This is a genomic window from Psychrobacter sp. 72-O-c (assembly GCF_904846605.1).
Taxonomy (GTDB): domain Bacteria; phylum Pseudomonadota; class Gammaproteobacteria; order Pseudomonadales; family Moraxellaceae; genus Psychrobacter.
This window is the reverse complement of the sequence record NZ_CAJHBI010000010.1, coordinates 69,231-94,364: the sequence shown is the minus strand read 5'-3', so window position 1 is coordinate 94,364 and position 25,134 is coordinate 69,231. Positions and strand designations below refer to the sequence as shown.

The 25,134-nt window shown below is 43.7% G+C and carries 23 protein-coding genes; 10 read left to right on the top strand and 13 right to left on the bottom strand.

The genetic code is table 11. The features are described from left to right. Nucleotides 1-363: 363 nt before the first annotated feature. Nucleotides 364-1,116, top strand: a complete 753-nt coding sequence (locus tag JMX97_RS05385) for a tRNA-(ms[2]io[6]A)-hydroxylase (protein ID WP_413786393.1) — start codon at nucleotides 364-366, stop codon at nucleotides 1,114-1,116. A 134-nt stretch (nucleotides 1,117-1,250) separates the two neighbouring features. Here the strand turns inward: JMX97_RS05385 and JMX97_RS05380 are convergent, their stop codons facing one another. The 5 genes from JMX97_RS05380 to mtgA all read right to left on the bottom strand — a co-directional run bounded on the left by JMX97_RS05380 (nucleotide 1,251) and on the right by mtgA (nucleotide 5,848). Next, nucleotides 1,251-1,478 (bottom strand): hypothetical protein, encoded by a 228-nt coding sequence (locus tag JMX97_RS05380; protein ID WP_201556003.1) that lies wholly within the window; start codon nucleotides 1,476-1,478, stop codon nucleotides 1,251-1,253. Between the two features lie 95 nt (nucleotides 1,479-1,573). Continuing rightward, on the bottom strand, nucleotides 1,574-1,978 hold the full coding sequence (locus JMX97_RS05375; protein WP_201556001.1) for a hypothetical protein: 405 nt from the start codon (nucleotides 1,976-1,978) through the stop codon (nucleotides 1,574-1,576). Between the two features lie 169 nt (nucleotides 1,979-2,147). Next, nucleotides 2,148-2,414: a hypothetical protein gene (locus JMX97_RS05370; protein ID WP_201555999.1), complete on the bottom strand. Its 267-nt coding sequence runs from the start codon at nucleotides 2,412-2,414 to the stop codon at nucleotides 2,148-2,150. Nucleotides 2,415-2,778: 364 nt separating this feature from the next. Then, entirely contained in the window at nucleotides 2,779-4,986 is a 2,208-nt protein-coding gene (gene ppk1, locus JMX97_RS05365) for a polyphosphate kinase 1 (RefSeq protein ID WP_201555997.1), read from the bottom strand. A 175-nt stretch (nucleotides 4,987-5,161) separates the two neighbouring features. Then, on the bottom strand, nucleotides 5,162-5,848 hold the full coding sequence (gene mtgA, locus JMX97_RS05360) for a monofunctional biosynthetic peptidoglycan transglycosylase (protein ID WP_201555987.1): 687 nt from the start codon (nucleotides 5,846-5,848) through the stop codon (nucleotides 5,162-5,164). Between the two features lie 197 nt (nucleotides 5,849-6,045). Here mtgA and JMX97_RS05355 point away from each other — a divergent pair, with 197 nt between their 5' ends. The 4 genes from JMX97_RS05355 (at nucleotide 6,046) to JMX97_RS05340 (ending at nucleotide 9,504) form a co-directional block, all read left to right on the top strand. Next, the gene (locus tag JMX97_RS05355) at nucleotides 6,046-6,372 is read left to right on the top strand and encodes a glutaredoxin family protein (RefSeq protein ID WP_201555986.1); all 327 of its coding nucleotides are present in this window, start codon (nucleotides 6,046-6,048) and stop codon (nucleotides 6,370-6,372) included. A gap of 44 nt (nucleotides 6,373-6,416) precedes the next feature. Then, entirely contained in the window at nucleotides 6,417-7,625 is a 1,209-nt protein-coding gene (locus JMX97_RS05350; protein WP_201555985.1) for an L-lactate dehydrogenase, read from the top strand. Between the two features lie 95 nt (nucleotides 7,626-7,720). Beyond that, the gene (locus JMX97_RS05345) at nucleotides 7,721-8,647 is read left to right on the top strand and encodes a rhomboid family intramembrane serine protease (RefSeq protein WP_201555984.1); all 927 of its coding nucleotides are present in this window, start codon (nucleotides 7,721-7,723) and stop codon (nucleotides 8,645-8,647) included. A 50-nt stretch (nucleotides 8,648-8,697) separates the two neighbouring features. Continuing rightward, nucleotides 8,698-9,504, top strand: a complete 807-nt coding sequence (locus tag JMX97_RS05340; protein WP_201555983.1) for a MipA/OmpV family protein — start codon at nucleotides 8,698-8,700, stop codon at nucleotides 9,502-9,504. A 90-nt stretch (nucleotides 9,505-9,594) separates the two neighbouring features. Here JMX97_RS05340 and fumC read toward each other — a convergent pair whose 3' ends face one another. Beyond that, a complete protein-coding gene (gene fumC, locus JMX97_RS05335) occupies nucleotides 9,595-10,998 on the bottom strand; it encodes a class II fumarate hydratase (RefSeq protein ID WP_201555982.1) in 1,404 nt (467 codons plus the stop codon). 151 nt (nucleotides 10,999-11,149) lie between these two features. Between fumC and JMX97_RS05330 the strand changes: the two genes are divergently transcribed. Further along, nucleotides 11,150-11,875: a 5-formyltetrahydrofolate cyclo-ligase gene (locus JMX97_RS05330; protein WP_201555981.1), complete on the top strand. Its 726-nt coding sequence runs from the start codon at nucleotides 11,150-11,152 to the stop codon at nucleotides 11,873-11,875. Then, complete coding sequence (locus JMX97_RS05325) at nucleotides 11,875-12,186, top strand: hypothetical protein (RefSeq protein ID WP_227671463.1); 312 nt, start codon at nucleotides 11,875-11,877, stop codon at nucleotides 12,184-12,186. Before JMX97_RS05330 ends, JMX97_RS05325 begins: the two co-directional genes overlap by 1 nt. 294 nt (nucleotides 12,187-12,480) lie before the next feature. Here JMX97_RS05325 and JMX97_RS05320 read toward each other — a convergent pair whose 3' ends face one another. Continuing rightward, complete coding sequence (locus tag JMX97_RS05320) at nucleotides 12,481-13,842, bottom strand: Na+/H+ antiporter family protein (protein ID WP_201555980.1); 1,362 nt, start codon at nucleotides 13,840-13,842, stop codon at nucleotides 12,481-12,483. Nucleotides 13,843-14,442: 600 nt separating this feature from the next. Between JMX97_RS05320 and lon the strand changes: the two genes are divergently transcribed. Then, nucleotides 14,443-16,926 (top strand): endopeptidase La, encoded by a 2,484-nt coding sequence (gene lon, locus JMX97_RS05315; protein WP_413786395.1) that lies wholly within the window; start codon nucleotides 14,443-14,445, stop codon nucleotides 16,924-16,926. Nucleotides 16,927-16,978: 52 nt separating this feature from the next. On the opposite strand, the gene JMX97_RS05310 is transcribed toward lon, so the two are convergent. Then, on the bottom strand, nucleotides 16,979-17,140 hold the full coding sequence (locus JMX97_RS05310) for a hypothetical protein (protein WP_201555979.1): 162 nt from the start codon (nucleotides 17,138-17,140) through the stop codon (nucleotides 16,979-16,981). 224 nt (nucleotides 17,141-17,364) lie between these two features. Here JMX97_RS05310 and JMX97_RS05305 point away from each other — a divergent pair, with 224 nt between their 5' ends. Next, nucleotides 17,365-17,922 carry a superoxide dismutase family protein gene (locus tag JMX97_RS05305; protein ID WP_201555978.1) on the top strand — a complete coding sequence of 186 codons (558 nt, stop codon included), beginning with the start codon at nucleotides 17,365-17,367 and terminating at the stop codon, nucleotides 17,920-17,922. A gap of 144 nt (nucleotides 17,923-18,066) precedes the next feature. Here JMX97_RS05305 and topA read toward each other — a convergent pair whose 3' ends face one another. Together topA and JMX97_RS05295 are read right to left on the bottom strand one after the other, a co-directional pair. Next, on the bottom strand, nucleotides 18,067-20,730 hold the full coding sequence (topA, locus tag JMX97_RS05300; protein ID WP_201555975.1) for a type I DNA topoisomerase: 2,664 nt from the start codon (nucleotides 20,728-20,730) through the stop codon (nucleotides 18,067-18,069). Nucleotides 20,731-21,065: 335 nt separating this feature from the next. Continuing rightward, a complete protein-coding gene (locus JMX97_RS05295) occupies nucleotides 21,066-21,689 on the bottom strand; it encodes a hypothetical protein (protein WP_201556038.1) in 624 nt (207 codons plus the stop codon). A gap of 270 nt (nucleotides 21,690-21,959) precedes the next feature. Between JMX97_RS05295 and JMX97_RS05290 the strand changes: the two genes are divergently transcribed. Continuing rightward, nucleotides 21,960-22,460, top strand: coding sequence for a DUF2799 domain-containing protein (locus tag JMX97_RS05290; RefSeq protein WP_201555973.1), 501 nt, complete (start codon nucleotides 21,960-21,962; stop codon nucleotides 22,458-22,460). A gap of 186 nt (nucleotides 22,461-22,646) precedes the next feature. Here JMX97_RS05290 and JMX97_RS05285 read toward each other — a convergent pair whose 3' ends face one another. The 3 genes from JMX97_RS05285 to JMX97_RS05275 all read right to left on the bottom strand — a co-directional run bounded on the left by JMX97_RS05285 (nucleotide 22,647) and on the right by JMX97_RS05275 (nucleotide 25,035). Further along, entirely contained in the window at nucleotides 22,647-23,048 is a 402-nt protein-coding gene (locus JMX97_RS05285) for an ExbD/TolR family protein (RefSeq protein ID WP_201555972.1), read from the bottom strand. A 103-nt stretch (nucleotides 23,049-23,151) separates the two neighbouring features. Further along, nucleotides 23,152-23,865, bottom strand: a complete 714-nt coding sequence (locus tag JMX97_RS05280) for a MotA/TolQ/ExbB proton channel family protein (RefSeq protein WP_201555970.1) — start codon at nucleotides 23,863-23,865, stop codon at nucleotides 23,152-23,154. A gap of 150 nt (nucleotides 23,866-24,015) precedes the next feature. Then, complete coding sequence (locus JMX97_RS05275; protein WP_201555968.1) at nucleotides 24,016-25,035, bottom strand: energy transducer TonB; 1,020 nt, start codon at nucleotides 25,033-25,035, stop codon at nucleotides 24,016-24,018. Nucleotides 25,036-25,134: the final 99 nt, after the last annotated feature.

Sequence of the window (25,134 nt, the reverse complement as noted above, 5' to 3'; positions counted from 1 at the left end):
TCTCATCCTACTATCAAAGAATGAAATAAACAATAAAATGCCATTCATGAAATAAATAGCGTACTTTTATACCCGTGATAGCCTACAGCCCATCTGCCTCTAAAGGTATAATAGGACACCTATGAATAAATGACCTACGAGTAACTATAAACTGTAAGTAATCATTACGAAACAGATTTATGCTTAACTGTTATCTATGGTAGCCAATTTTTTCTATTGCTTTTACTACGATGGTGACAATATCTAATAACAAACCGGTATCTACCGATCGCAGTCTTGCTAATATGGTTATTGTTATCGGTATCATAACGACAGTACGTACCTCTGACCCACCACTACCCTTATTTCAACAAAGACTAAACTATGATGACTACCAGTAATTACGTTAGTAGGACTCCTCCCACAGCAGCCAACCAAAATATAGATACTGACAGAAAGTCTGATATAACTACTGTAGGGAGCAGCGAAAGAGACAGTGTCGATATTGCGCAGCTGCGCACGCCGTTAAAAGTCGATCTATCGCCTATTTATGAATTTTTGGGCGGTCGAACCACACAAGCTTGGGTTGATGCGGCGCTTAGCAATCTTCCATTAATCATTCAAGATCATGCCAACTGCGAAAAGAAGGCGGCAGGCACAGCGATGAATCTAATCTTTCGTTATGAGTTTTCTTATGATCTGCAATGTAAGTTAGCCCAGCTGATACGCGAAGAGATGCTACATTATGAGCAAGTGCTAGGCATTATGAATGAGCGTGGGCAAGACTGGGAATACCTTAGCGCGGGTCGATATGCTAAAGGCATGCTGAAGCACAAGCGCACTTATGAACCTGCAGCGATGGTAGATGTATTAATTATTGGGGCGTTTATTGAGGCGCGATCTTGTGAACGCTTTGCGGCGCTGGCAGAAGTCATTGACGATGAGCGACTGGCTAAATACTATCGTTATCTTCTAAAGTCAGAAAGTCGCCATTTTGAAGATTATCTAGCATTGGCTCAGTCATTATCAGATGACAATATCGATGAGCGCGTGGCACTATTTAGAGAAGTAGAAGCTGAACTGATTGATAGTCCAGACCACGATCTGCGCTTTCATAGCGGCGTACCTGTTGGCTAAACTACTTAATAAAGTGACTGTTTAATAAAGTGACTGTGTGGAATACGTAAAAACAGCAGTGCCTGTGGCATTGCTGTCTTCTAATGCTAATCTGTTTTATTGTACCAATTATCTGATAATTACCTTACCTGACGTTATTTGTTACCTTCAGTTAAGCTACTATCATATTGTTTATGGCCCTTTGCAACATTATGCGGATCATGATCAGCAGTTGTTCGTTCAGCCGCGGCTGGATTAACTTTCTGTAACGCATCGTCAGGCACGATACCTTCGTTATCATCAGCGTCTTTTAACTTATAATTGTTGTCGTTGCCCTCTTGGTCGTCTTCGTCAATGCTATTAACATCTTTTGGCGTATTCATAACATTCCCTTATCATGATGTCTATTAGATCGTTTTAGTCATATATCTGGATTCATTTTTTATGTTTGGCTTTTAAATAATATTCAAATCCAAACTTAATCTTTTTCATCAGAGTTTAAAATACGGGTTTGCGCGTTATCGACACTCGCATAACGATTCATGTCAGTAATACCTTCGCTTTTTGGTGCTTCACTATTAACCGTATTTTCGTTAATGCCTTCATCAAACGGATTACCTTTTTGGTCCCGACGATCTGGCTGTCGAGCCTCGTTATCTCCCTCGTTGACATGCTCTGAACCTACTATGGACTCTTGAAAAGTGTCGGTGCCTTTGTTTACTGTAGTATTTTCTTCTATCTCATCGTCACTATCGTGAAAGCTGTCATTATGCTTCGCTGCTGATTGCTCATTTGACGCTACTGGATCAGTGGTGATATTACCAGCAGTCTCATCACTAGCCGTAGCGGGCGTTTTTGTTAATGCAGGATCTTTAGTTTCCATTATATTATCCTCGAAATAGGTTGCTCTTGAAAGTTGTAGGATCTTTAGAAAAAATTCTTTAAAAGTCTTGAACAGTTGTCGTCGAAAACTAAATATTTGATTTTACTTTACCGTTGAAAGCCAGCTTGCAGATAGCCTTTCTAATGGCTGCTTTTGGATCTGACTGCTTTTAGATTTCATTGCTTTTTTGGCTTAAATCAAGAGCATTTAAGTCGCCGACGTTTTTGCCGCCTGCTGGTAAGTCCTCTTCCTTACGAGGGTCAGAATAGATTTCATCTGTTTCCTGTGAGTCTTGCTGCGGACCGTCTATTTCTGGATCGTGCTTGCGCCCTTCATAGCTGTCTTCTGTATTTTCAGGTTTTAAGGCTGTTCTGTCTTTAACAGGCACTACTTCTTCGTTGTTCGGCCCTTTATGAGTAGTATCTTGGATGGTCATCTCGTGTCCCTCGCATTTATAGACTAAAATTTAAGCGGTTATAATTAGTTGTTGAGTTGATAGTCACGTAAGTTGAATTAGTAGTTAATAAAATTGGATTTCATCATTGCTACTCTTTATCGCTCTACAAGACTGGCATTAATTATAAGCAAGGTATCTGGTACTCCACCAGTGTACTGCCGTATCAATATGTGAATATATGTGAGGTTGCTAGACAGTTTGTAACTTTTTTGCTCAGTCGTAAAAGCAAAAAACCAAATGCAGGTAAATTCCCACACTTGGTTTAACAAACAATAAGAGCCGTTAGCTAATTTGAGTAGCTAATTTAAGCAGCACTATTGAGCAACTGTAGTAAATAGCTTAACTAAACTGGCTCGCCGACGTGATTGATAACTTTTAATAAGTGGTCTTGTGCGATATGTAATGGTTCACCTGCTGCCGGCTTTGTTTGCTGCCAGCGGCCATCACCACTAAGTAACCAAGCCTGGACATTATCTTGTAGATAATTTAATAATCCGTCTTGATAGATTTGCTCGAATAGCTTTTTATCTTCAATCGGAAAGGCGACTTCAACACGGTGAAACAAGTTACGGTCCATCCAGTCGGCACTACCACAGTACAGACGTTGATCGCCGTTATTATAAAAATAATAAATGCGGGTATGCTCTAAAAACCGCCCGATAACTGAGCGCACGGTAATGTTCTCAGATAAACCTTGCACTTGCGGACGCAGACAGCACATAGAGCGTAAAATTAGCTCAATCTTAACACCTGCTTGCGAGGCATCGTATAGCTTATCGATCAGACGACGTTCTGTCAGAGCATTGATTTTGACAATGATATACGCGTCCTTGCCCGCTTTCGCGTGAGCAATCTCATCATCAATAAAGCTCATTAATTTATCATGCAAGGTAAAGGGCGCATGCAATAATTTTTTGAGGTTGGCTGGTTTGCCCATACCCGTAAGCTCGTGAAAAATCTTATGAACGTCTTCAGAGATATCAGGATCGGCGCTGAATAGCCCGTAGTCAGTATAAACCTTGGCATTGGCCGCATGATAGTTACCAGTACCTAGGTGCACGTAGCGACGGATTCGGTCGTCCTCACGGCGCACGATGAGCATGAGCTTGGCGTGAGTTTTATAACCGACAATACCATAAACCACCACTGCGCCTGCTTCTTGTAGATAATTAGCCACTGCAATATTTGAAGCCTCATCAAAACGCGCACGCAGTTCAATGACGGCAGTAACTTCTTTGCCATTACGAGCAGCAGCGGCCAGCGCTTGGACAATCTCCGAATTGGTCCCTGAGCGATATAGCGTTTGCTTAATCGCCAACACTTTTGGATCGTTGGCAGCTTGCCATAGCAGATTAACAATCGGTGAAAAAGCATGAAAAGGATGATGAACCAAGACATCGCCTTTACGTATAGCGGCAAACATACTAATGGTTTTATCCAGCTTATCAAAGTCACGGCGAAAGGGCTTGGGCACGATGTGAGTAAAGGCCTGATAGCGCAGCTCTGGAATATTAAAATCAAACAGCAGCCGCGTTAAGTTCACCGGCCCATTGACTCGGTACAGCTGATTGTCATGTAGCTCAAACTCGTTGAGTAAATAATTACTGATATTAGTAGGACATTCGGTGGTAACCTCAAGGCGTACCTTATCACCAAATCGGCGGTTTTCAAGCTCACCTTCAAGCGCCTTGGCAATATCCTCAACATCATCTGCCAAGTCTAAATCAGCATTGCGCGTGAGCCTAAATTGATGACAGCCAGTAACATTCACTCCAGGGAACAGCTCCCCAATATGCTCATGAATAACAGCTGACAACATAATATGATGCTCCTTACCACCAGTCAGCTCATCAGGCAGACGAATCACACGCGGTAGACTACGCGGCGCAGGGACAATAGCGAGATTGATATCACGACCAAAGGCATCTTTGCCTTCTAAAGTAGCAATAAAGTTTAGGCTCTTGTTCACCAGACGCGGGAACGGGTGTGCCGGATCAATGCTAATTGGGGTTAATACCGGCGAGACTTGCTCGGTAAAGTAGCGTTTCATCCATGCCGACTGTTCGGCATTAAGCTCATCGCGCTTTAGATAACGAATGTCCTGCTCAGCTAGGGCCGGTAGGATGTCTTCGTTAAGTATACGATATTGCTCATCAATAGCATCATGAGTTACTGCTGATATTTCGTTCAGAATTTCACTGGGCCGCATACCGTGAGCACTGGTTGATATATTACCGATGTTTAGCTTTTGCATGATGCCCGCAACCCGAATTTCAAAAAACTCATCCAAATTTGATGAAAAAATCATCAAAAAGAATAAGCGCTCAAGTAAAGGGTGATGCGGACTGGCCGCTTGCGCTAATACGCGCAGATGAAACTGTAATAAGGACAAGTCGCGATTAATATAACTATTTGGAGAATAACTGCCATCTTCTGAGCGCTGCCAGCCAATCTGGGTAAGATTATCAGATTCCTCAATGTTATTGCTTTTAGCAGCGCTCTCTTTATTGTTGTTGCTGGAACTAATACTTTTATTATTCACGCCTGCCATGCCCTTGCTCCCTTCTTGTTATTCATTACTATTATTGATGAATATTCTCCATATTACCACCACTTGGCCATGCTACAAATGTGTATAGTAATGGTTTTGATGTTATTATTTTGCTGACAGTACCTTACTCATACTACTTTATTTATATTACATTTTGACTCTGAAAATTAAAAATCTAAGCACTTTGTGGCAATACCGCGTTTTTCATGCGCTTTTTAATAATGCGTTGTTTATTACGCAGGCTTCTGTCACTGCGGTTGTCTTCATAGTATTTTGGATTGGTCAGCATACCAATTAATAACGCTGATTCGTCACGATTAAGATCGGCGGCAGATTTATCAAAATAATGGTGGGCAGCGGCGTCAATCCCATAGATACCATTACCAAACTCTGCCACATTCAAATAAGCAGTTAAGATACGCTGCTTGTCCCATATGGTTTCTATCATGATAGTGATAATTGCCTCCTCACCTTTACGTGTATAAGAGCGGTGCGAGGTTAAAAATAAATTTTTGGCCAATTGCTGAGTGATGGTCGAGCCGCCTGCTGACATTTTACCAGTGGCTTCGTTCTTCTTTTGCGCCGCCTTGATGCCCTTTATATCAAAGCCGTTATGTTGGCTAAACGTCGAGTCTTCACTGACAATAGCGGCTTGCTTGGCAGATTTGGCAATCGCATCATACTCAGCCCATGTTTGAGTCACGCTGCCCCCAGTGAGCCGATGAGTCAGCATAAACATGCTGTTATTAATCGGCTGAGTCTTCCAAATAACCAGTAACCCTGCGACCAGCACATGAAAAGCCACAACCAATAGCATTACTGCCAAAAACAGTCGTTTGATAATTTTGCCAAAACTTGTCATGCGTGCGATATCCGAATGGTTAAGAATAGTAATAAAAACAATAAAATCGATTGGGTAATCGTTTAAGTAATGATAAACCGTAGGCTATCTTACCCAATCTCACTATCTCTGTCACTGGCACTGTCATTATTTGCACGGTTTCTTTATCATATAGAAACGCTCAAGCATCATTAAAATATTGAATTAAGAGTCCAGGTATGAGTATAAGCGCAAATAGTCATGACAATATAGAACAGCTACGGGCACGAATTACCACAGCGCTACCCAGTCTTGATACCCCTGAATATCGAGATGAGTGGTGGTTGTTAGGCACGTCCGGATGCCATTTATGTACTGAGGCCGAAAATCTTCTAGCACGCTTTCAAGCGGTTCAACCGATCACTTATCAAGATGTCGATATCGCAGAATTTGATGAGCCGCTAATGATGGAATTTGCCACGACTATTCCGGTAATACTGACACCTTCTGAGCGTTTGAACTATCCCTTTTCGGTAATGGATTTACAGCAGCTGACATACAAATGAGCACTTACTGACCCCTTATTGAAAGACCTAATAATGAGACAACCATGAAAGATTTGAGTAAAATCACCAATATTGAAGACCTCCGCCAAGTGGCGCAGCGCAAGATACCGCGCATGTTTTATGACTATGTGGACTCAGGCTCATGGACCGAAACCACCTACCGTAATAACGAAACTGATTTTGACCGCATTAAGCTACGTCAACGGGTCATGGTAGACATGGACAACCGTAGTCTTGAGACGGAAATGATCGGTGAGACTGTAAAAATGCCAGTTGCGATTGCACCGACTGGCTTTACCGGTATGATGTGGGCCGATGGCGAAATTCATGCCGCTCGAGCAGCAGAGAAGTTCGGGGTTCCTTTTTCGTTATCCACCATGAGCATTTGCTCTATCGAGGATGTCGCCACTCATACCAGCAAGCCGTTTTGGTTTCAACTCTATGTGATGCGTGATCAAGAGTATGTCGCCAATTTAATTCGTCGTGCCAAAGAGGCCAATTGCTCTGCATTAATATTGACCGCCGATCTTCAGGTATTGGGTCAACGCCATAAAGATATCAAAAATGGCCTATCAGCACCTCCTAGACCGACTTTTGCCAATATCGTCAACCTAATGACTAAGCCACAATGGTGTATGAATATGCTGGGTACCAAACGGCATAGCTTTGGTAATATCGTTGGTCACGCCAAAGGTGTCGATGATCTGTCTTCATTAACCGCTTGGACGGAAGAGCAGTTCGACCCTCGCTTAAGCTGGGACGATGTGGCGCGTATCAAAGACATGTGGGGCGGTAAGCTCATTATCAAAGGGATTATGGAACCCGAAGATGCGATAATGGCTGCTCGTAGCGGCGCCGATGCGCTAGTGGTCTCCAACCACGGTGGCCGTCAATTAGATGGTGCGCCCTCCTCCATTGCTGCGCTGACTGATATCATTCAGGCGGTTCACGCGGAAAATAGCAATATCGAAGTGTGGTTAGACAGTGGTATCCGCTCCGGCCAAGATGTCTTAAAAGCAATATCATTAGGGGCAAAAGGCACCCTTATCGGTCGCGCCTTTCTTTATGGTCTTGGTGCTTATGGGGAAGATGGCGTGCGCCGTGCGCTTGAGATCATCTATAAAGAGTGTGACCTATCAATGGCCTTTTGTGGTCATACTACTATTCAATCAGTAACCGATGATATTTTAGTTAATGGCACTTATGAGCAGCTCAAGTCGGCTCTACCTTATTTGGCACCAATGCGCTGGTAGCTTTATTTGTAGTCGCTTTCCTTATAGTCGCTTTATTTATGATGGTCATACCCTTTATACTCTAAACATACTATTATTAACTGATATCCGGATTTATGACTATCCAGCAACTATTTAAAACCGCGCCTGTCACTACTTTATTATTAATTAGCTTTATTGGACTGTATATCGTACAAGTGTTGTCCGGCGTTGATGCCAATAATCCGTCAACGGAAGCACTACTGGGCTGGGGCGCTAATGCGCTGCCCTACACCATGGTAGATGAGCCTTGGCGGCTAATAAGCAGTGCGTTTTTGCATATTGGCTTGATGCATTTACTATTCAATGGCTTTGCCATGTACTTCTTTGGTCAGATTGCAGAGCCGATGTTCGGTTCGGCTAAATTTCTGGTGCTATTTTTATTAGCCGCAATCGGCGGTAACTTGCTTAATAGTTACGTCACTTGGCAAGATATTCTAGACGAGACCGCACAACCGGGGATATCTGCCGGCGCGTCCGGTGGTATTATGGGAATCGGTGCAGCGTTATTGATAGCGACCTTCTTTAAAATGTCTGTCAATGGCATGATGCTAAACCTTAGAAGCCTGATATTTATTATGGGTATTAACTTAGTATATGGCTTTGCTGTACCGGGGATTGATAATGCTGGACATATTGGCGGCGCACTTACTGGCTTGGTGATTGCACTATCTATCGGAATCGCTTATCGGCAGCGCATGATAGCACTAAAAGCGTCTGTGCCAACTTATCAAACCCATTACGTCAATTACCCTAGCAGTAGCGATATTTATGCTGATAACGATAGCGATATCCCTGTAAACTCTACTATAAATACAGACGTCAATGCTGCTTATATCGATGTAAAAAACGATGCTAAAGGCACAACGCCCACTACCATCAAGCCTGCCATCATTTGGCAATTATTACCGCCGATAATGATGCTATTAATAACTATCGCCTTTGTTTGGTGGTGGTTGGATATTCACAACCAAATATTACAAGTACTGGCAGCCACTAAATAACTTTGACCCACACCACAAGCCTCCCCTCTATCTAACTATGAGATTTGACTATGTCTAATTTATCAGCCACACCTATTATCAATAGCCGTACATTACTGTTGGGCTTGATCGGTGCTGCTTTATTTAGTACTTCTGGCATCGCTAGCGCCGCACTTTTTAAGAACCTACCCGCTGATCAAGACGCTGAGTTAAGTGTCGGCTTAAATGTTTTAGTCGCCAATACCGCTTATGATACGGACGACAACGAAATACGCGTATTGCCTGGTGTGTTTTATGACAATAATAGATTCTATGCGCGTGGTGCTCAAGCTGGTGTCTATCTGTTTAATGATGGCACCAATGAGCTGTCCGCCTCGGTCCAACTCGCTGGTAATTCGTTCGACCCTGACGATGCCAATGGCGCACTTGCCGGTCTTGATGAGCGTAAAATCTCAGCAGCGGCGGGTCTGACTTATCAGCGTCGCACACCTGTCGGTGGTTTTCGAGCTCAATTCGCAACCGATATCTTAGATCGTAGTGGTGGCAATACTGGCCGTTTATCATACATTGCTAGAATCACTAAAAACAAGCTAACGGTCTATCCAAGCATAGGCTTTGAGTATCATGACGCGGACTACAATGAATACTATTATGGGGTAAGTGATAAAGAATCAGCGAAAACGGGCGTTGAAGCTTACTCATCCAATTCAAGCTTGAATCCATATATCAATATTAGTGCCAACTATGACTTTAGTGATAAATGGGCAGGATTTGCCAATCAAAGCCTGAGTTATTTATCAAATGAGCAGTATGATAGCCCTATGGTTGATTCAAGAACTGAATCCGCGACTACGCTTGGGTTGTTGTATAAGTTCTAGGGTTTTTTAGATATTTGATGTAAAAAAAGACCTTGTTGCGATAATCGTGACAAGGTCTTTTTATTTAACTGGAACAACTGATTCTGTTACTTAAGAAGGATGCACCATATCAGCTGGCGTTACCCATTCATCAAACTGTGCTTCAGTCAGAAGTTCCAACTCAACCGCAACTTGCTTAAGGGTTTTGTCTTCCTTATAAGCCGTCTTAGCAATTTTAGCCGCATTCTCATAACCGACGTGACGGTTCAATGCGGTGACCAACATCAAAGAGTTATGCAAGTAATAGTCAATTTTTTCTTTAACTGGCTCAATGCCGGCAGCACAGTTTTCATTGAAGCTATTGCACGCATCACCCAACAGCTTAATAGACTGCAATAAGTTATAAGCGATCACAGGTTTGAAGACGTTCAGCTCAAAGTTACCCGACGCGCCTGCCATATTAATAGTGGTGTCATTACCCATTACTTGCGCGACAACCATCGTCATGGCTTCTGACTGGGTTGGGTTGACTTTGCCCGGCATGATTGATGAACCTGGCTCATTTTCTGGGATGGTAATCTCGCCGATACCGCAGCGTGGACCTGATGATAACCAGCGTACGTCATTGGCGATTTTATTGAGGCTACCCGCTAGAGTCTTAAGCGCACCTGAGGCAAATACTTCAGCATCACGAGCCGCTAGTGCTTCAAATTTATTTGGTGAGGTGACAAATGGCAGATCGGTCAACGTTGCTAATTGCTCAGCCGATTTTACCGCATAATCAGGATGCGCGTTGAGGCCAGTACCAACCGCAGTACCACCCAATGGCAATTCATATAAGCCTTGTAGGGCGTTATCAATACGCACTAGCGAGTGGTCAAGTTGGCTCACATAACCGCTGAACTCTTGGCCCAATGTCAAAGGTGTGGCATCTTGCAAATGCGTACGACCGATTTTGACGATGCTATCAAATTCTTTGGCTTTTTTATCCAAAGTATCGCGTAAAGCATTGATTGCTGGAATAAGTAAACCATTGATTTGACGAGCAGCAGCCACACGAATCGCGGTTGGGAAGCTGTCATTGGTCGATTGTGCTTGGTTGACATGATCATTCGGGTGAATGGGTTGATAGCTACCACGTTCAGAACCAGCAATCTCATTAGCACGATTGGCCAACACTTCGTTCATGTTCATGTTTGACTGAGTACCAGAGCCAGTCTGCCACACCACGAGTGGGAATTGATCGGTCAAACCGCCATTAATCACTTCATCAGCGGCTTGCACGATTAAATCACGCTTGTCAGCATCTAAACGCTCTAGGCCAGCATTGGTAATAGCAGCGGCTTTTTTGACCATCGCCATCGCTTCAATCATTGGGCGTGGTAAGGTCTCACCACCAATCTTAAAGTTTTCGCGACTGCGCTGAGTTTGTGCGCCCCAATAAGCATCAACTGGGACTTCCACGTTGCCCATAGTGTCTTTTTCGGTACGAGTTGCCTGATTCTGTGTCGACATAACTACCCTCTTTGATGGTTTGTTGTTAAATAGCTGATCCGTGAAAAGTGCAACACCCGTTGCACATAAAGTAAAATAGGATATAAGGTATCATTATGCATTATGATAGCATGACTTATCACAAATTTCTCAACGTCCGTGAGGGTAACTGATGTCTAAGAACACCAGCCAACAACAATCTGACCCGATACTATCTGGCTTATCTGACGACCCAAGTACAATAACAGATGCAATAATTGAAGCTTCGATAAACGATACAGTGAACACTACCGCCAGCACCGTAATCAGTAATCCGCCCAGACGGCAATTTACCCGCCAGCGTCGAGAGCTGACCGATAACGAACGTCAGCAGCGAGCACGTGATGCAAGTCTGCATTTGACTAAGCTACAGCAGCGCTTGCCAGCAAATGCACGGGTTGGCTTATATTATGATGGCTTTGGTGAGCTGCCTACTCAGCAGCTGCTAGATTGGTGTAAACGCTTAGGCTATCAGCCTTATCTGCCAGTGGTTGGCTCACTAGGTCATGATGATAAGCGACTGCGTTTTGTACCGATTTATCATGCAAAGTTATTAAATATACCGACACGAATTCATAATTTAGGCATGAAGCAAAACCACCATCGTAGGCTATTATGGGCGCGCGAATTGGACGTGATTATTTGTCCATTAACGGCGGTCGATAACAATGGCAATCGTATGGGCATGGGCGGCGGCTTTTACGACACTACCCTTGCCAAGAGCTATCAATCCGGCTATAAAAAACCATTAAAGATAGGCTGGTGTTATGATTTTCAAGTGGTAGATCAGCTTGCAAGACAGCCGTGGGATGTCCCGCTTGATGGGCTGATTACCCCAAGTGGAATAAGGTGGTTTTGATGACAGACGATAAACGCTTTAAGCCTATTAAAGAAAACCCTAAAGTAGAAAACTCTTTAGCAGAAAGTTCTGAAACACAGACTCAAGAAGATTCTATAGCTGATAGCGTCGAGCAACATTTATTAGGTTTAGAAAATAGTAATAATGAAAAGCTTGAAACTTCGCAAATTGAGGAGCAAGGTTTTAGTGAGGCTGAGCTTTCTCGTCTTGTGAATACAGAAAAATTGCAGAGCTTACTTAATCAAAGCGATGAGTTTTTAGGCCACTTATCTAGTGAGGTAGAGGATTTCAACGAGGACAATCATAACTAATGAATGGTCCTAACTGCTAGCATAAACTGCCCAATCGATTTAAGTTACTTATAAAACTCGATGATAAATATAGCAGCAGTTGTCGGGTACTCCCCGCGCACCGATGGTTAGTCATAATTCTGTTCTTGGTGCGCACAGCACACCCTACGCAACGTAATCCAGTTCTTTTAAGCATCATTTAGCGTTGCACTTGGTGTGTTAATCTAAGTTATTTAATAAGATACTTTTTCTTATAGCTTTATTTAAGAAGGACAACAGTAAATGACCATTATGAACAAGGTAAAATCATTTTTATTACAATACCATAGCCGCAATCCAACCAAACGCCAATAACGGAATATTGTAATGGATAAAGGTTGGTACCACGCTGTCCTTGATATGATCATGCTGTCCATCAACATTCAGGCCAGAAGTTGGGCCAAGGGTCGAATCTGAAGCTGGAGAACCGGCATCCCCTAGTGCGCCAGCCGTGCCGATAATTGCGACTGTTGCTAATGGCGAAAAGCCCAAAGAAAGACATAGCGGCACGTAAATCGCCGCCAAGATAGGAATGGTAGAGAACGATGAGCCAATGCCCATGGTCACGATTAGGCCAAGCAGTAGCATAATGAATGCTGCCATCGCCTTATTGCCTCCAAATAACGTTGTCGCACCATCAACCAAGGGCTGAATCTGTTCGGTCGCTTTCATCACCTCAGCGAAGCCCTGCGCGGTTATCATAATGAAGCCAATCATCGCCATCAGCTTGATACCGTCGTTAAATACTGTATCCGCCTCACTCCATTTGACCACACCCGTCGCCATAAAGACCCCAAAACCAAACATGGAGCCGAGTAATAAAGAATCAGTATAGAGCTGCACCACAAAGGCCGTGACAATGGCCACTACTGCCACCAGTGTTTTTAACTTACTTTGTGCTTGCGCAGTAGCCGCAGTTTTACTTAGCGAATCGCCTTCTACCACCTCATCACGAGCTTCTTTATCGATTGCCAGCTGTTTATACTGACGCGGCTTGCGATAACTGATAAATACTGCGGTCAGCAGACCCACGAACATTCCCAATGCCGGAATAGCCATCGCTTTGGTGACTGAAATATTAGTGACATCAATCCCTGCTTCGCCAACGTTTTTGAGCATAATTTGATTGAGATAGATATCACCAAACCCATATGGGATAAACATATAAGTGGTTACCAGACCAAAGGTAATCAGACAGGCAATCAGACGTCTGTCAATTTGCATTCGGTTAAACGCCAATAATAGCGGCGGTACTAATAACGGAATAAAGGCAATATGAATGGGGATTAAGTTTTGGCTAAAGCAGCTCATCATCACCAGACCAGCAAACAACGTATACTTAATCATACCGCTCGTGCCACCGGCATCAATACGCTTGATAACCGCGCCTGCCAACGATTGTGGCAACCCTGAATGAGCAATCGCCACCGCAAAGGCACCGAGCAACGCATAAGACAGCGCAATTTGTGCGCCATTTCGGATACCTTCCTGAAACGCCGCTAAGGTATCTGTCACACCTAAGCCAGCTATCAGTCCACCTGCCAGCGCTCCAATAAGCAAGCTAAGCACCACGTGTACCCGCGCCAGTGACAGCCCCAGCATGATGACCACCGCCAGTAACACCGCATTGATTGTCATGTTCTCGTCCCTTTTCCTTTAATTTCTAGCCAGCTTTTTAATGTATTGCTTAATTTTCGAACTGTTGACTTCGCTCTAGCGTTTCAAAACCTATAATCTCTATAATTTACAACTGCTATTAAGACGCGCGCCAGTTTACCTGATTTTAGCTTTAAAGCCTATGCGCAGAACCTAGCAAACATGCTTTAAATACTGATTACAGCGATGACTGCTCTATTTCAAATGTGCGTATAAGATTGGGTGGCTGAGATAAATTTGTACAACCTCTGGAATGACCGTACAGCCAGCAAATAAACTTACCTCGATCACTGCACACATCAATGTTTTTATTGAAAAATTTCTAGCCGCATGACGGACGCACACTATTTTCTGTCCTGTTGAATAGCAAGCCTTGCAATTTTTTATGGGGACACCATTTATCTAAACATGAGCCACGAACTTGACTTTACAAGTCTGGTTAACGAGGAAAGGATAATTATGAGTAATAACGAAAATACGCCAAAAAAAGACGACCTTGAACAAGAAAGCGTTGAACAAGAGAACGTTCAGCAAGAAGGCGTCGAAACAGAAGCCACTGAGCAAGAAAATGCTGGCTCTGAAATGTCGGCTGATTTAATAAAAGACGCAAAACCGGAAGACGATTCAGACACTACGTCGGCTGATGAGGTAGACAGCTATCTGCCCCTACTCGCGCTAAGAGACGTGGTTGTCTATCCGCATATGCAAATCGCATTGTTCGTCGGACGTGCCCCTTCCGTTAAAGCGGTTGAGCTTGCACAGGCTGAGTATGGCAATAAAGTACTAGTCGTCGCCCAAAAAGACTCATTGACCGAAGATATTGATCACAATAACTTATATCAATATGGCACCGTTTGTCGCATCGTTAGCACGATGCCACATGACAGCGATGAAAACTGCATTAAAGTCCTTATCGAAGGTCAATATCGTGCGCGTGTCGATACCCTAGAAGAGCATGATGAGCTACTGATGGCGAGCTTTGAGCGTGCTGATATCAGCGTTGAAATGGACGACAGCCAACAAAAAAACACCATGAAAGCGCTAACCAGCTTATTTGAAAGTTATGCCGAAGCCCGTTTGCGTAATGCACGTGAGCTAACTCGCGTGGCTAACCGTATCGATGATTTGCTTGAGCTGGTATATTTTATATCGACCCGCGTGTCAATGGATCTTGATATCAAACAATCATTTTTAGAAAATGATGATCTAAAAAACCACATCAATACGCTGACAGAATATCTGGTTAAACAAAGTGCTGAACAGAATATCGAACAAGATATTCAAGATGCTGTTCGTCAGCAAATGGAAGACAATCAGCGCGAGTACTTCTTAAATGAGAAGCTGAAAGCTATTAAAAACGAGCTGTCAGATATGAATGACGGCGCGTTTGATAGTGACGACGATGTTGGCGAGCTTGAGCAACGTCTTGAAGAAGCGGATTTGCCAGACGATGTGCGCAAAAAAGCAGAGCAAGAGTTTAAAAAGCTCAAAATGATGCCACCGGCTTCTTCTGAGTCTTCTGTAGTACGCAACTATATTGAATGGATTTTAGACACGCCGTGGAATGCGACGACTAAAGTATCGATTAATTTAGAGAAAGCCAAAACTACCTTAGATGAAGATCATTACGGCTTACAAGATGTCAAAGACCGCATCTTAGAATACTTAGCCGTACAATCACGAGTGAAAAAACTTCGTGGCCCGATTCTATGTCTCGTCGGTCCTCCAGGTGTTGGTAAAACTTCGCTTGGTGAGTCAATCGCTCGCGCAACTGGTCGTAAGTTTGTACGTATGGCGCTTGGCGGCGTCCGTGATGAAGCAGAAATCCGTGGTCATCGCCGTACTTATATCGGCGCAATGCCCGGTAAAATTGTTCAGTCGCTCGCCAAAGCAGAAGTCAAAAACCCGCTATTCTTATTAGATGAAGTCGATAAAATGGCGCAAGACTTCCGCGGTGATCCAGCATCAGCCTTGCTAGAAGTATTAGATCCCTCACAAAACGACAAGTTTAATGATCATTATTTGGATATGGACTTAGATTTATCACAAGTGATGTTTATCTGTACTGCTAACAGCATGGATATTCCACCAGCGCTTCTTGACCGGATGGAAGTTATTCGCTTGCCGGGTTATACCGAAGAAGAAAAAGTTAATATTGCCCATAAATATCTAGTGCCAAAAGCCATCAAGCAAAACGGTCTTAAAGAAGGCGAGATTGAGATTGTCGAGGCAGCATTACACAGCATCGTGCGTAGCTATACGCGTGAAGCGGGTGTGCGTAACCTTGAGCGTGAAGTCAATAAAATCTGTCGTAAGATCGTTCGCGGCTCAGTCGAAGCTCATGGCGCACGTGCACCGAAAAAAGATGAGCGGAAGCTAGTAACGGTTGATGATACTAATATTGACGATTACCTCGGCGTACATCAGTATGACTATGGTCTGGCGGAAGAGGAACCAGAGATTGGTAGAATTACTGGTCTAGCATGGACTCAAGTGGGTGGCGAACTGCTTACCATTGAAGCCGTGGCCATGAAAGGTAAGGGTGAGCTTAGCTTTACCGGCTCGCTGGGCGACGTGATGAAAGAATCTATTCGCGCTGCCATGAGTGTGGTTCGTGCTCGCGGTGAAAGTTTAGGTATTGACTATGAAACGGTCAAAACTACTGATATCCATGTGCATATGCCAGAAGGCGCAACGCCAAAAGATGGTCCTTCTGCTGGCGGTGCATTAACCACAGCATTAGTCTCGGCCTTGACCGGTATTGCCATTCGCCCAGATATCGCCATGACCGGTGAGATAACCTTACGCGGTAAAATACTACGCATCGGTGGTCTTAAAGAGAAGCTATTGGCAGCCCATCGCGGCGGTATCAAGCACGTATTGATTCCAGCCAGTAACGAGCGCGATCTAGTAGACATCCCTGATAACGTGAAAGCGGGTCTGACCATTCAGCCAGTAGCAACGATTGATGAGATATTAAAAGTCGCATTGGTAAGTATGCCAACGCCACTTAAGCCTGCTAAAGTTACCGTAGATACTACTACTAAGAAAACATTACATAGCTAATGTTTTAAATAAGCTTAATACTGACAGGTAACTTATATAAAGAAGACTGCAATTATATTGCGGTCTTTTTTTGTTTATTATTTGAGTTGTTCACTAGGCTGGTTGAATAGTAAGGCTTGGGCTCGTTACTCTCACGCGCTTGATTACGTGGCTGTAAGACTCGAATGGTATGTTCGCCTGTTTTATCAAGCGTTACCGTCTCACTGTTACTCATTCAACTGCTTTATTTCATTATCTCAACTTAAAGAATTGTTAAAGCCCTCTGTTTATATGTTATCGATGACTTACATATATTAACGCTTTGTTGCGCTTCTAATAAATATATAAGCTCAATGCTTAGCTATACTAATTGCGAGTTTGACAAAAGTTATAGCAAGTTTAAATACAACTACAGATATGAAAGTTAAATACAAACGTTAAATATAATTGGAGATAACAATGAAAAAGATTATGCTTGCGAGCGCCCTAGTATGTGGTTCTGCTTTAGCAATAACTGGTTGCCAAAGTACAATTGGTCAGCTGAAAACTGGTAACCCATTAAGCCAGCCAGCGCTAAAATCAACGCTTGAAACCACAGATAAAGATCAGCGTGAAGTAGGTCAGCTTTATTTGCGCCCTGTCGATGGCGGTGTCCAAGTCTATGGCAAGCTTATGAACATGCAGCCAGGTAACACAGTCGCATTGCACATCCATGAAACAGGTAGCTGCGCCGACATGGGTAAGGCGGCAGGTGGTCATTTTAATCCAGACAATAACCCACACTCAAACCCTGACGATATGAATGGTCATGCGGGTGACTTACCGAACTTAACAGCGAATGAAGATGGTATTGCTACTATCAATTACGTGAACAAGAAAATCTCTGCTGCTGAAGCCGGTAAATACAGCGTCAATCGTCTTGCCTTTATCGTTCATGCTGGTGCAGATGATTACACCAGTCAACCATCGGGCGCATCCGGTGATCGTATTGCTTGCGGTATCATCGAGAAGAACTAATAACCTTTAAGCTTAAATCTTATTAAAAAACATAAAAAAAACCTCTTAGATGCTAAGAGGTTTTTTTGTTTGGTAAAAATATTAGATGAAGTATATTAAAGATAGAAACTGAGTCTTAAAAAACTCCGTTTTGAAAAACTAAGACTATTCTTCTACCCACTCGCCCTTACGCCAGTACACGCCCCAACGTGAAGCTTTGCCGTTTTTCTCAGATCCGATATATTGCTCTTTTTTCTTACGTGACCAGCGTAGGATAGTTGGGTTACCATCAGGATCTTCGTCGGGTCCCTCGAACAGATACTGAAACTTATCTTCCATTTTATCTTTGATAGCCCGCAGCTCAGCCAGTTTTGGCGCACGTGTTTCGCGTACTTTAGGGAACTTAGACGCCGCTAAGAACATGCCAGCCGCCCCTTCACGTAAGATAAAATAATCCTCATGCTTGACTGATTTTAGATCTGGCATGTGGATTGGATCCATACGTGGCGGTGCAGCCTCACCCGTTTTGAGCACCTTGCGAGTATTGTCACAGTTTTGGCAAGCAAAGTAAGGACCGAAGCGTCCGGTCTTCAGCTCCATCTGTCCATCGCACTTATTACAATCGATCGTTGGAGAATCAGAGCCAGGAACTTCGAACTTACCTTCTTCTAAGACATAACCATCACAATCAGGACTATTACCACAAACATGCAGCTTAAGGCCGCCGTCAACGATATAACCATTCATTGCAGTACCACATTTCGGGCAGCGCTTTTTCTCCATCAAATCTCTGACTTCAGCCGCTTCGTCATCGCCTTCTGGATCATCAAGATTGGCAAAAGCTTCGACCGGCATTAAGTTCTTAGTGCCTTTACAACGCTCTTTAGGCGGTAAGTTGTAGCCGGTACAACCTAAGAATACACCCGTTGAGCCCGTCCGTAATTGCATAGGACGGTCGCACAAATCGCAATGCACATCAGGAACGTCAGTCGGATCATTAGGTCGCATGCCGTCTTTATCTTTGGCATGATTGAGCTTAATCTTAAAGTCACCGTAGAAGTTATCTAGAACATCTTTCCAATCTTGCTCGCCAGATGCAACATAATCCAGCTTGTCCTCTAACGCAGCGGTAAAGGTATAGTCCATCAAGTCTGGGAAGCTTGCCGTTAATCTATCGGTGACGATATCACCCATCTTTTCAGCAAATAAGCGCTTGTTCTCTAACTTCACATAACCGCGATCTTGAATGGTTGAGATGATTGAGGCATACGTCGATGGACGACCAATGCCTTTCTTCTCCATCTCTTTGACCAGACTGGCTTCGGTATAGCGCGGTGCCGGCTTAGTAAAGTGCTGGCTCGGATCAAGCTCGTCCAAAATGAGCTCATCGCCTTTTTTTACATCCGGTAATAAAGTATCATCCGTTTTTGCGGGTGCTTGTACTTTAGTATAGCCATCAAAGGTCATAGTACGACCGCGAGCTTTTAACTCAACATCACCTGCTGCCACAAATAAATTGACCGACAGATATTTTGCTGGCGGCATCTGACAAGCGACAAACTGCCGCCAGATGAGCTCATAGAGACGAATGGCATCACGCTCCACCCCTTTAAGCTGGGTAGATTTCATATTGACGTTAGAAGGACGAATGGCTTCATGCGCCTCTTGCGCGTTTTGTTTGTTACCATAAAAGTTCGGTTTTTCTGGTACATATTTAGCACCAAAGCTGTCTTCCAGATAACCACGAACAGCCGCTAGAGCATCACCCGATAAAAAGGTCGAGTCAGTACGCATATAGGTGATATGACCCGCTTCATACAGACGCTGCGCCAAAATCATGGTCTTTTTCACGGAAAATCCCAAACGTGTGCTGGCCGCTTGTTGTAATGTCGAGGTAATAAATGGGGCGCTTGGACGCGATTGCGTTGGTTTCTCTTCGCGCTCTTTGACTAAATAGCTTGCTGATTTTAGTACGTCTAGTACTTTATCAGTTTGTTCTTTATTACCCAACTTAAGGGTTTTGCCACCTTGTTTAGTAGCTTCTAAGCGAATAGCGATTTGCTCAGCATCTTTTGCACTGTCTGCTGTATGAGTATCTGCAAAAATCTGCCAATATTCTTCAGGAATAAAAGCGCGAATTTCATGTTCACGCTCAACCACTAGCCGCATAGCTACCGACTGTACGCGCCCTGCGGACAGACCACGAGCAACCTTTTGCCACAGTAGTGGCGACACCATAAAACCAACCACTCGATCCAAAAATCGCCGCGCTTGCTGCGCATTAACTCGGTCAATATCGAGTTTTGATGGCTGCTTAAAAGCATTTTGAATAGCAGATTTGGTAATCTCATTGAATACCACCCGCTCATACTTACTATCTGCGCCGCCGATAACTTCTTTTAGATGCCAAGCGATGGCTTCCCCTTCTCTATCCATATCCGTTGCCAGATAGATTTTATCCGCGTCTTTGGCTAAGGCTTTTAGCTCTTTAATAACTTTGGTTTTGTTCGGTAGTACTTCATAGACTGCCGCCCAGTTATGCTCAGGATCAACACCCATACGCCGTACCAGTGCTTGCTGGGTTTTTTCTTCTTTGGTTAGGCTCTCATCTTTTTTAGTGGTGGCAGGCTTCTTAGCACCTTTGCTCGCACCCACCGGTAAGTCTCGTACATGTCCAATACTGGAGCGCACGATAAAATCATCACCAAGGTATTTGTTAATTGTTTTTGCCTTAGCAGGTGATTCGACAATCACCAAAGACTTACCCTTGGAGCCTTTGACAGCAGGGTCAGCGGAAGTTGAGCTTTTTTTACTTGTGGTTTTTGCCATGTGTGACGACACCATAATAAATGGATTAAATTCGAATAAGAAGTTAGCAGCGTAGCGATTTATTGGTACTATTTATTTTAACTATGCGTCTTATTGCCGCTAAGCGAGTTGTTTTAGAGGCACTTATCAATAAAAATCGGTCATAAAACATACAATAAGTACAAAACAGATGTAAACTTGTAAAGACGTTACACTGCTAAGAGTTGAGCTGTCAACTGTAAAAATCAAGCGATAGTGCAAAATCAGTTAAACATCGTGCGCAATTCACCTATTAGAATAGGCTAAAAAGACGCTTTGCACCCTTATGGCAAATACCTTTATGCTTAGTGCTTATATTAGAGATCTTGATTCAACATTTTATTTAACTCAATACCAGTATTTAATTTAGCAGTGCTACGAGAACTGGCCTGCAGTTGTAGCGCCCATTGCTCCATCTGCGTTTTGAGTGCCAACAAGTCCGGTTCAATCTCAGCAGACTTATAATATGGATTGGTCAATGGACGCACATAAGCGATATCTTCCCAATAAACCACGATGCTATTGGCCTTAATTAATAAGGCTTTTACGGATGGCTCAATCGATGCTGGTAGTGCCAATGGTGCTTTATCCAGATTAAAACTAGCAGGCAATATTGTGGTGTTGGCATTAGCCTTAGTGGTAACACTCGTAACGCTTGTAGCATCATTATCTGGTCGCCATTGTCCATCAATCACTCGATAGCGAGTATGCGGCAACTGTACATTGTCCAGTACGAGTCCATATTGACCCAGCATTCCGCGACCATATTCGTTGTCTTTACCTCTGACCCAATCCGGGCAGGCAACTAGCTTCGGATTCAACTGTAGACGGCGCGCGGTCATACGCAGCTTATCCAAACGCTGATCGATACCGCTAGGTTTGAGCGCCATCATACTCCCTAATACGAATAGTACAATGGCAACGGCAATCCATACACCCATGACAATTTGACCTTGTAGCTGAATTAAAAAATGATAAAGCATACTCATAATGAGCACGAATGATTATAAATCAAGCTGATCGGCTTGAAAGAGAGCAAACTAGTCAGTAGTATACTTAGTATTTATGATTTTATATCAACAACTTAGCGTAGGGTAAAATAAAAATAATAACAAGTTGTAAAAAATAGCTGACATAAAAAAGTGCTATGATAAACCATAATTTTAAACGCGCGCAGGTTTATTATGTCTTATCTTCCAAAATTGAACGCCATGTCTCCCTCTTTAGCCCTTAAATCCACTTCTGCTTTATCAGTAATGGCAGCAGCGTTATTTATGTTATCGGGCTGTGCAACGACTCAAAGCCTGACACCAGAGCAATGTCAAGCCAGCAACTGGCAAGAAGTTGGTTATGCTGATGGGATACGGGGGCGCTCAGGCGCCTACTTTGGTCACTATACCAATAGTTGCGCTAGCGTGGTCGGCGCTACCCCCAATCGTATCCAGTGGGAACAAGGTCGCCAGCAAGGCCTCAAAAACTACTGTACCGAGCTTAATGCTTATAAGATCGGCCGTGAAGGTTATGATTGGCAGCCTGTCTGTCCACTTGAAGGGATTAGCAAATTAGAAGAGGCCTACTCACAAGGGCGCTACTACTATATCCGCCAACGCGATATCGATAGCTTACGCTCACCGTACTATTCGCCACATCCTTTTGGCTACGGAAATAGGCGCCTTGGTTACGGTTATCGCCCCTTTGGTTATGGGTGGTAAAAGCCTAAAATAGAATAAAGAAAACCTCGCAAGGTTACCCATGCAAGGCTGGAGGTAAGTTTTATTATTTTATTTATTTTTCTTATTGTCTTGGTTATTTTTCTATTAATAGCAGGGCTAATTTATGTGGCTAGCTTATTATTATAGTTGACTTACTTATTTCAATTGGCTTGTCTATATGAAGAGTTATTCATTTACGAAGGCAATTTTGCTCAGTCCTGCCTGACTGGCAGAGGCTAATACTTGTGCCACCGTATCGTATTTGCTTTCTTTGTCCGCACGCAGCTGAATAGCAGGGTCTTTGCCATTCGCACTCTGTTGTTGCAGCCGCACCTCTAGCTCCTCTATGCTAATAGGATCGCTATCCCAAAAGATACCGGCATCTTTATCAATACTGATTTGAATCACTTCTGGCGGCGTCTTATTGACTACCGCACTGGTTTTGGGCAAATCTAAAGGTACTGTTGGATTGAGAACGGTCGCGGTCAATAAAAAGATAATCATCAATACCAGCATCACATCGATAAGCGGAATGAGGTTCATCTCATTCATACTTTGCGCGTCATCATCACCTAATTGAAATGCCATTATTATCCTCAATACTTGTAGTTATTCTCAATACGGTTAGCAAGCTGTGGCTTGTTTTTAGCTTTATTCTAATTTGACTCAGGACTTTATTAACAAACACAGTCTACAGTTGCGATGTGGCGGAACGTTGATAATGTTCTTCTGGCTTAGTCTTTTGTTGATCTGGGTTATAACCCGTTCCTGACCGGGTCTGCTCGGTGGTGGTGGCTGGCTCATCAACGGCGCTGCTAATGGATGTGTGAGCGGCTGTTTGAGCGGACGACAGCTCGGCAGATTCTGCCAATAAGTCATGGGCTCTATCGTTCGCTTGGTACATTACACGTCGATTGATTCGCACTGCTAGGTTATAAAACACCACGGCTGGAATAGCGACCGCAATTCCCAAACCCGTCATAATCAGCGCCTCACCAACCGGACCTGCCACTTGTCCCAATCCCGCTTGCCCACTCATTCCGATATTACGTAGCGCATGGAAAATCCCCCATACCGTACCGAACAGTCCGATAAACGGAGCGATCGCTGCAGTTGTTCCTAAGATAGGCAATCCGCGCTCACTGGCATAGCGATAACGTCCGATATGTTTTAACAATACCTGCTCGGTGACTAAACGACGGCTCGCAGCGTCGGTATTAGTCAGTTCAGGACGCTTCGCTTGAATCTGCTGACTCAAATCATCGGCAACACTGATTGCTAGTTTGCGACTTTGAAATACGCAAATAATGCCTGTTACCCAAGATAAGATGGATAAAGCCAGCAACAAGAAAAATAGGCTTTTGGTCACCAAATCGCTTAATTGCCAGTAGTTTGCAAAGTCCATGTCAGACTCCTTAATGTTTTATTTTATTGCTTAATTTGTATTAACTAACTTTTATTATCTGACTTTTGTTAACCAATGCTGCTGCAATTACAGTATTTGCGTCTTATCGCGAAAATATTATAGACAGATATTTTTACAAATAATCAGCTCTTAAGGTACTACATAGTCGATGGGCAAGGTCACGTTACCTACGACTGGTACACCATTTTTCATAAACGGTTGAAACCTACCAGAACGTACTTGCCGCTGAGCCTCTCTGTCTAATGCCGCATTACCAGAAGACTGCGCTAAGCGTACGCTATCAATACCGCCTTGTTTATTGACTCTTAATAGCAATACCACGTTAAAAGTATCGCCCGATCTAGCACTGCGTTTGGCGCGATCAGGAAAGCTAAAGTTAGGCTTTGCTGTCCAATTGGCATTACTAGCATTAAAGTTGACTGGTGTGTTATTTGCAGCGGCAGCAACCTTAGTACGAGCAGCGGCTTCTGCTTCTTTCGCCGCCTTTGACTCAGTATCAGCTTTAACCTTTTGGGTGGCATTTTCTACTGCTTGCGCCGCGCGTGCTGCCTTAGCATCCTCTGCCGCTTGAGCGTCTCGCATAGCTTTAATATGGGCTTGTTGGGCAGCCTTTTCAGCTTGTGCTGCCAACATTTTACGTTCATTAGTGTCAATCACGTCATCTGCTTGAATAGTCGACATTGACTGCTGCCGTTTTATTTCATGTCTAAAAGGTTCGTTGTTACTGGCTTTAGGTGTGTCAGGTTGCGTCTTATTTTTGGTCTTTATAGTTTTTGTGGCCGGTTCTGTTGGTGCTGGTTTTTCTGGAGCTGTGACAGGCGGCTTAGGCTTTACTTCAGGCTGAGCTGTTTTGCTTGTTTGAGGTTTTTCTCTAGGCTTGGATTCGGGTACAGCAGCAGGTTTCGTCTGAGGTTTAAGCGCTTTTGTAGGCGCCATTTCCTCTGCTTTTATTTCAGTCTTTTCAATCTCAGCAGGCAGTGTTACTAGCTGAATTTCGATAGGCAGTGTGGTTTTGATCGGCTTGACGACCGGTTCAGGCGTACTTACCATTGTCAGCGCCATTGCCGCAAGCACGTGTAGCGCCACGACCGCGCCAATCGCAGTCAGTGTCAATTTAAAAGGCGGTGCGTTAAAATTCGTTGAGCCCATAACACCCTAATAGCTAACCTAATTCAAAGTGGCTTGATATTAATACAAACGATAACGATTATCAATACTAATTATTTTTTTATTGCTCTTCTTCAATTT

Excerpts from the sequence above, each read along its gene's own strand:
- topA (WP_201555975.1), bottom strand. The coding sequence starts at position 20,730 with ATGGCAAAAACCACAAGTAAAAAAAGCTCAACTTCCGCTGACCCTGCT.
- lon (WP_413786395.1), top strand. The coding sequence starts at position 14,443 with ATGTCGGCTGATTTAATAAAAGACGCAAAACCGGAAGACGATTCAGAC.
- mtgA (WP_201555987.1), bottom strand. The coding sequence starts at position 5,848 with ATGACAAGTTTTGGCAAAATTATCAAACGACTGTTTTTGGCAGTAATG.
- JMX97_RS05290 (WP_201555973.1), top strand. The coding sequence starts at position 21,960 with ATGTCTCCCTCTTTAGCCCTTAAATCCACTTCTGCTTTATCAGTAATG.
- JMX97_RS05325 (WP_227671463.1), top strand. The coding sequence starts at position 11,875 with ATGACAGACGATAAACGCTTTAAGCCTATTAAAGAAAACCCTAAAGTA.
- JMX97_RS05340 (WP_201555983.1), top strand. The coding sequence starts at position 8,698 with ATGTCTAATTTATCAGCCACACCTATTATCAATAGCCGTACATTACTG.
- JMX97_RS05380 (WP_201556003.1), bottom strand. The coding sequence starts at position 1,478 with ATGAATACGCCAAAAGATGTTAATAGCATTGACGAAGACGACCAAGAG.
- ppk1 (WP_201555997.1), bottom strand. The coding sequence starts at position 4,986 with ATGGCAGGCGTGAATAATAAAAGTATTAGTTCCAGCAACAACAATAAA.
- JMX97_RS05275 (WP_201555968.1), bottom strand. The coding sequence starts at position 25,035 with ATGGGCTCAACGAATTTTAACGCACCGCCTTTTAAATTGACACTGACT.
- JMX97_RS05330 (WP_201555981.1), top strand. The coding sequence starts at position 11,150 with ATGTCTAAGAACACCAGCCAACAACAATCTGACCCGATACTATCTGGC.
- JMX97_RS05350 (WP_201555985.1), top strand. The coding sequence starts at position 6,417 with ATGAAAGATTTGAGTAAAATCACCAATATTGAAGACCTCCGCCAAGTG.
- JMX97_RS05320 (WP_201555980.1), bottom strand. The coding sequence starts at position 13,842 with ATGACAATCAATGCGGTGTTACTGGCGGTGGTCATCATGCTGGGGCTG.
- fumC (WP_201555982.1), bottom strand. The coding sequence starts at position 10,998 with ATGTCGACACAGAATCAGGCAACTCGTACCGAAAAAGACACTATGGGC.
- JMX97_RS05285 (WP_201555972.1), bottom strand. The coding sequence starts at position 23,048 with ATGGCATTTCAATTAGGTGATGATGACGCGCAAAGTATGAATGAGATG.
- JMX97_RS05305 (WP_201555978.1), top strand. The coding sequence starts at position 17,365 with ATGAAAAAGATTATGCTTGCGAGCGCCCTAGTATGTGGTTCTGCTTTA.
- JMX97_RS05355 (WP_201555986.1), top strand. The coding sequence starts at position 6,046 with ATGAGTATAAGCGCAAATAGTCATGACAATATAGAACAGCTACGGGCA.
- JMX97_RS05310 (WP_201555979.1), bottom strand. The coding sequence starts at position 17,140 with ATGAGTAACAGTGAGACGGTAACGCTTGATAAAACAGGCGAACATACC.
- JMX97_RS05370 (WP_201555999.1), bottom strand. The coding sequence starts at position 2,414 with ATGACCATCCAAGATACTACTCATAAAGGGCCGAACAACGAAGAAGTA.
- JMX97_RS05280 (WP_201555970.1), bottom strand. The coding sequence starts at position 23,865 with ATGGACTTTGCAAACTACTGGCAATTAAGCGATTTGGTGACCAAAAGC.
- JMX97_RS05385 (WP_413786393.1), top strand. The coding sequence starts at position 364 with ATGATGACTACCAGTAATTACGTTAGTAGGACTCCTCCCACAGCAGCC.
- JMX97_RS05345 (WP_201555984.1), top strand. The coding sequence starts at position 7,721 with ATGACTATCCAGCAACTATTTAAAACCGCGCCTGTCACTACTTTATTA.
- JMX97_RS05295 (WP_201556038.1), bottom strand. The coding sequence starts at position 21,689 with ATGGGTGTATGGATTGCCGTTGCCATTGTACTATTCGTATTAGGGAGT.
- JMX97_RS05375 (WP_201556001.1), bottom strand. The coding sequence starts at position 1,978 with ATGGAAACTAAAGATCCTGCATTAACAAAAACGCCCGCTACGGCTAGT.